A 5,827-nucleotide genomic window follows, 5' to 3' on the forward strand; every position below is an offset into this window, starting at 1 on the left:
CGGTGTCCCCTCCCTTTCAAGAAAGAGAAGAGGCGGGGCATGCCCCGCCTCTTACACCACATCTCTGCGCGCTACCTACGGCGGAAAAAATGCAGACGTTTATCGGCTAAGTACTTGGACATATGTTGCGTAACACTGCATATTTTGCAAATAAATAATGCTACAGGACTTGTGACAGTACTCATATTTGACGTTTTTTGCCCACAACCCTTTATACCTAGGCGAATCGGCGGCAAAACGGGCTTCAAAGCGCCCTTCGCAAACAAAAACCGGGGCCAGCATGATGCGGACCCCGGCTCAATACCGTGACGATATGTCAGTTACGCTCTATACGTAGAACAGGATGTCGTCGTAGGTCGGGACCGGCCAGTAGTCGGCGGCCACGATCTCCTCCATTGCGTCCACGGCAGCACGCAGCGCATCCATAGCGGGAACGACCTCGTGCGCGTACACGTTGGCCTGCTCCTGACCATCGAGGCCCTCGGCCTTCTGATGCACGGCGTCGAGCGCCTTGATGGAGTCGTTGATGGTGGTGATACCGTTGCAGAGCTTGTTGAGCGTGTTCTGCTCGCACTGCATGGCGGCCTCAGCACCGGCGGCACGTATAGTCTCAAGGCCCTTAGCGACCTTGGTGGCATAGGCGGTAATGACCGGGCGATAGGTACGACGCGCCTCGCGAACCATCGTGGTGGCCTCGATGTTCATGAGCTTGTTGTACTTCTCGAGCTTGCAGTCGTAGCGGCACTGAGCCTCGGCCTTGGTCAGGACACCCGTCTCCTCAAAGAGCGCAATGGCCTTATCGGAAACAAAGGCGGGCAGGGCGTCGGCCGTGGTCTTGTTGTTGGCAAGGCCGCGCTTCTCGGCCTCGACGGGCCACTCGTCGGAGTAGCCATCGCCGGAGAAGAGGATGCGCTGGTGGTCGGTCAGGACCTTCTTGCAGTACTCGAGCGCGGCGTCCTGGAACTCATCCTCGGGCGTACCCTCAAGCGCGTCGGCGAAGGACTTGAGCGACTTGGCCACGGCGGCATCGAGCACCAGGTTGGAGTCGGAGACGTTCTGCTCGGAGCCGCAGGCACGGAACTCGAACTTATTGCCGGTGAAGGCAAACGGGGAGGTGCGGTTGCGGTCGGTGTTGTCCTGCATCAGCTTGGGCAGGGTATCGGCGCCCAGGTCGAGCACGCCGCGCGTGGCATGGACGGAAGCCTTGCCATCGATGATCTTCTCGACGACCTCGGTAAGCTGGTCGCCCAGGAAGATGGACATAATCGCCGGAGGAGCCTCGTTGGCGCCCAGACGATGATCGTTGCCGGCCGAGGCAACGGAGGCACGCAGGAGCTCCTGATAGTTATCGACGGCCTCGATCACCGCGGTGAGGAAGACGATGAACTGCAGGTTGTCGAGCGGGGTGTCACCTGGATCGAGCAGGTTCTCGGACTCGGTGCCAAGCGACCAGTTGTTGTGCTTGCCCGAACCATTGATGCCCTCGAAGGGCTTCTCGTGCAGCAGGCAGACCAAGTCGTGGCGGGAGGCGATGAGCTTCATCTTCTCCATCATGACCAGATTCTGGTCGATGGCCTCGTTGACTTCGCCATAGACGGGGGCAAGCTCATGCTGGCAGGGAGCAACCTCGTTGTGCTTGGTCTTGGCGGGAATGCCAAGCGCCCACAGCTCATCGTCCAGATCCTTCATATAGGCCGAGACGGTGGGGCGGATAGCGCCAAAGTAGTGCTCCTCGAGCTCCTGGCCCTTGCAGGGAGCGGCGCCAAAGAGGGTGCGGCCGGTAATGACCAGGTCCTTGCGCTTGCGGTAGGCGTCCTTCTTGATCAGGAAGTACTCCTGCTCGTCGCCCACGGAAGGAACGACCTTCTTGGGGGTCTTACCGAACAGCGCCAAAACGCGCTTGGACTCACGCGAGAGCGCGGTCATGGAGCGCAGCAGCGGGGTCTTCTTGTCCAGGGCCTCGCCCGTGTAGGAGCAGAAAGCCGTGGGGATGCACAGGACATCGTCCTTGATAAAGGCGGGGCTAGTGGGATCCCAAGCGGTGTAGCCACGGGCCTCGAAGGTGGCGCGCAGGCCGCCGTTGGGGAAGCTGGAGGCATCGGGCTCGCCCTGGATGAGGTTCTTGCCCGTAAACTTGGTAATGGCGGTGCCGTCGTGGTTGGGCTCCAGGAAGCTGTCGTGCTTCTCGGAAGTAATGCCCGAAAGCGGCTGGAACCAGTGCGCGTAGTGCGTCGCGCCCTTGGAGATGGCCCAGACCTTCATGGCATGGGCAACGGCGTTGGCCACATCCAGGTCGAGCGGCTCACCGCCCTCGAGGGTTGCAGCAAGGCGCTTCCAAATGTCCTTGGGGAGGTAGTCCTTCATGACTTCCTCAGAGAACACCATGGTCCCGAAGCGGTCAGTAAGTTCGGCCATACGGAACTCCCTTCGTATCGGCACCGCGTGAGAAGCGGTGTTGATTACTAACGAACGAGTCATAGCTTAGACTCGCCGTGTTTCCGCGACATTACCGTTATGTTGCTGTCGCGAAACCAATCAATGAGGTTACCCTATCGAGGCGGCGTTGCCACCCTCAACAGCCAATCAACTGCATAAATTGCAGACCTCTCCCCATGGTTTAAGGGTAGTCAATTTGGGATGGAGCTCTATTAACTGGTATTTTGCATCAGATACCAGTCTTTATAGTCCGTGCCTAGATTAGCCGCTCTGTTATAGAGAAAGCCGATAGCAAGGCATCTTTGATTGGTATCCCCGAATAACGAGTGAAACTCCACCGTGACACAGTGGTGCTGTAGAATCCTTACAACACATCACACTATTACGTATCTAGAGGAGCACGATATGCGCGTCGACGAGGTTTTTAAGCAGGCAGCATCCCAGGGCACCGCGCCCGTTTCGTTTGAGATGTTCCCGCCCAAGGGCGAGCTCACCCTCGACACGGCTCGCGAAGTGGCAGGCAATCTGTGCAAGCTTTCGCCGAGCTTTGTCTCGGTCACCTGCTCGGCCGGCGGCTCGGGCAACGGTGCCACCACCGCCCCCATCGCGCATATGATTTCGAGCGAATTCGACACGCCCTCGGTGGCACACCTCACCTGCGTGGGCCGCACCCACGCCGACATCGCCGCCAAGATCGACGAGTATCGCACCGCCGGCGTTGAAAACATTCTGGCCCTGCGTGGCGATCTCCCTGCCGGCGCGACCGAGGACGACAAGCCCGCCTCCGACTACGCCTACGCCCGCGACCTCATCCCCGAGCTCGTCGACGCCGGCTTTTGCGTGGGCGCCGCAGCCTACCCCGAGGGCCACATTGCCTGTGAGGATCTCAACCTCTCGGTCGAACACCTCAAGCAAAAACAGGACGCCGGCGCAAGCTTCTTTGTGACGCAGCTCTTCTTTGATAACGAGTGCTTCTACCGCTTCCGCGAGCTTGCCGACAAGGTCGGCATCACCGTGCCCATTACCGCGGGCATCATGCCGTTTATGGGCAAGTCCCAGATCAGCCGCATGGTCTTTATGTGCGGCGCGTCGCTGCCCTCCCCCGTCATCAAGATTCTCGCCAAGTACGAGAACGACCCCGAGAGCCTGCAGGCAGCCGGTGTAGATTATGCCGCCCGCCAACTTTGCGACCTCAAGGAGCACGGCGCCGACGGCCTGCACCTGTACACTATGAACCGTCCTGCGATCGCCGCGACCATTATGGAGCGCCTGGGGTAATGGAAAAACCGCACATCGATACAACCGCTGTCGAAGTGCCGGCCGACCTTGCGTCGCCGGCGCTTTACCGTGTCGATGCCGCGCACCATCCCCGTGTCGACCGTGCCGAGATGCTGCGGTATCTGGGTTACGGCGGCCAGCAGATTGAGCCCGAACTGTCACGACGTATTGAGCTTGTCGTTGAACGTCTGGAACTGGACATTGAGCCCCGTGGCGTGCGCCGCGTGTTTGCCGTCGATGCCACGGGCGTGGACGAACAAAGTGAGCCTTGCATTCGCTTGGTCGGCACCAACGTTGAGCTGCGCGGTCGCGATATCTATCGCCACCTCAAAGACGCCCGCTTTGCCGCACTCATGGCATGCACCCTCGGCATGGACGCCGAGCGTCGTCTGCGCACCACGGGAGCCCAGCAGCCCCTGGAGGGAGCCGTGCTCGACGCCGCGTGCTCTGCCTATGTAGAAGCCGCCGTTGAGCAGATGGACCAGCAGGCCGAGGCTGCGGCCGCCGCACACGGGCTCGCCGGCAACTGGCGCTTTAGCCCCGGCTACGGCGACTGCCCGCTCTCGGCCCAGCGCTCGATCGTCGATGCGCTCAACGCCACGCGGCTCATCGGCCTTACCGTCACGCCCACCAGCCTGCTCATGCCCACCAAGAGCGTGACCGCGGTGATCGGTCTGTTCGACGGCAAAGTCCACGACGCCCAGAGTCGCCCCACCTGCAATATCTGCCGCATGCGCGAGCACTGCCGCTTCCGCGCCGCCCACACCACCTGCTATTCCAGCCACTAGGAGCCCCCGATGTTCACCCCGCTTATTACTCATAATTCGGATGGTGCCGCGCTGGCGGCGCCCGTCAATGCCGCACGCTGCAACGGCGCTGTGTACAAGCCACGCACGATCGACGACCTGCGCATTAAGGACGATCGCCTGCGCGCCGCCATCGAGGGCACGGGGCACCTGCTGTTTGACGGCGGCATGGGCACCATGCTGCAGGCTGCCGGCATGAAGGCCGGCGCCCTGCCCGAGCTGCTCAACTTTGAGGAGCCCGAGGTTATCACCGATATCCAGCGTCAGTATGTCGAGGCCGGCTGCGACGTGATCACCGCCAACACCTTTGGCGCCAACGCCCACAAGCTCGACGGCGCCGCCACCGTGGCAGATGTCTTTGCCGCCGCTGTCGCCTGCGCCCGCGAGGCCGGCGCCCGCTACGTCGCCGGCGATATCGGCCCCATCGGCGCGCTGCTTCGCCCCTTGGGCACCCTGAGCTTCGACGAGGCCTATGACCTCTTTGCCGAGGAGGTGCGCGCCGGCGTCGACGCGGGCGTGGACCTCTTTATTATCGAGACCATGACCGACCTTGCCGAGATCAAGGCGGCCGTCCTCGCCTGCCGCGAGAACTCCGACCTGCCCGTCTTTGCCACCATGACCTTTGAGGAAGACGGTCGCACCTTCTTGGGAACGAGCCCCGAGGTCGCCGCCATCACGCTCGACGCCATCGGCGCCGACGTTTTGGGTATCAACTGCAGCCAGGGCCCGGCCGAGCTCCGAGGGCTCGCCGCACGTATGCTCACCGTTACCGACAAGCCCGTTATGGTGCAGGCTAACGCGGGACTGCCCCGCGTGGACGACGACGGCAATACCGTCTTTGATATCCAGGCCCCCGAATACGCCGAGGCCGTCGCCGGCATGATCGAGGACGGCGTGAGCGTCGTGGGCGGCTGCTGCGGAACCACGCCGGCGCATATGGCGGCCTTGCGCACGCTTATCGACAACCACACGCCCAGCCCGCGCCGCCGCAAGCCCAGCATGTCGGCCACGAGCGCCCAGACGGTCGTGGACCTTCCCTGTGACGGCCACAAAATCGCCGTCATCGGCGAGCGCATCAATCCCACCGGCAAAAAGCGCCTGCAACAGGCCCTGCGCGACGGCGACCTGGACTACGTCGTGAGCCAGGGCATCAGCCAGCAGGAACAGGGCGCCGACATCCTGGACGTCAACGTGGGCCTGCCCGAGATCGACGAGGTCAAGATCATCCAGCAGGCGACCGAGCAGCTCCAGGGCTCCACGCTGCTGCCGCTGCAGATCGACTCCACCGACCCCGCAGCCGTCGAGGC

General features: G+C 62.1%; 4 protein-coding genes. 3 read left to right on the top strand and 1 reads right to left on the bottom strand.

All coding sequences use genetic code 11. From position 1 onward, the window contains the following. Nucleotides 1-327: 327 nt before the first annotated feature. Entirely contained in the window at nt 328-2,415 is a 2,088-nt protein-coding gene (locus tag ABHR75_RS09320; protein WP_138111648.1) for a glutamine synthetase III family protein, read from the bottom strand. A gap of 426 nt (nt 2,416-2,841) precedes the next feature. Here ABHR75_RS09320 and ABHR75_RS09325 point away from each other — a divergent pair, with 426 nt between their 5' ends. The 3 genes from ABHR75_RS09325 to ABHR75_RS09335 all read left to right on the top strand — a co-directional run. After that, nucleotides 2,842-3,714, top strand: coding sequence for a methylenetetrahydrofolate reductase (locus ABHR75_RS09325; RefSeq protein ID WP_138111646.1), 873 nt, complete (start codon nt 2,842-2,844; stop codon nt 3,712-3,714). Then, nucleotides 3,714-4,502, top strand: coding sequence for a hypothetical protein (locus ABHR75_RS09330; RefSeq protein ID WP_346964174.1), 789 nt, complete (start codon nt 3,714-3,716; stop codon nt 4,500-4,502). Before ABHR75_RS09325 ends, ABHR75_RS09330 begins: the two co-directional genes overlap by 1 nt. Before the next feature lie 9 nt (nt 4,503-4,511). Beyond that, a partial coding sequence (locus tag ABHR75_RS09335; RefSeq protein ID WP_346964175.1) for a homocysteine S-methyltransferase family protein occupies nt 4,512-5,827 on the top strand: 1,316 nt, incomplete at its 3' end.

It is taken from the genome of Collinsella aerofaciens, assembly GCF_039752955.1.
Classification (GTDB): domain Bacteria; phylum Actinomycetota; class Coriobacteriia; order Coriobacteriales; family Coriobacteriaceae; genus Collinsella; species Collinsella aerofaciens_BI.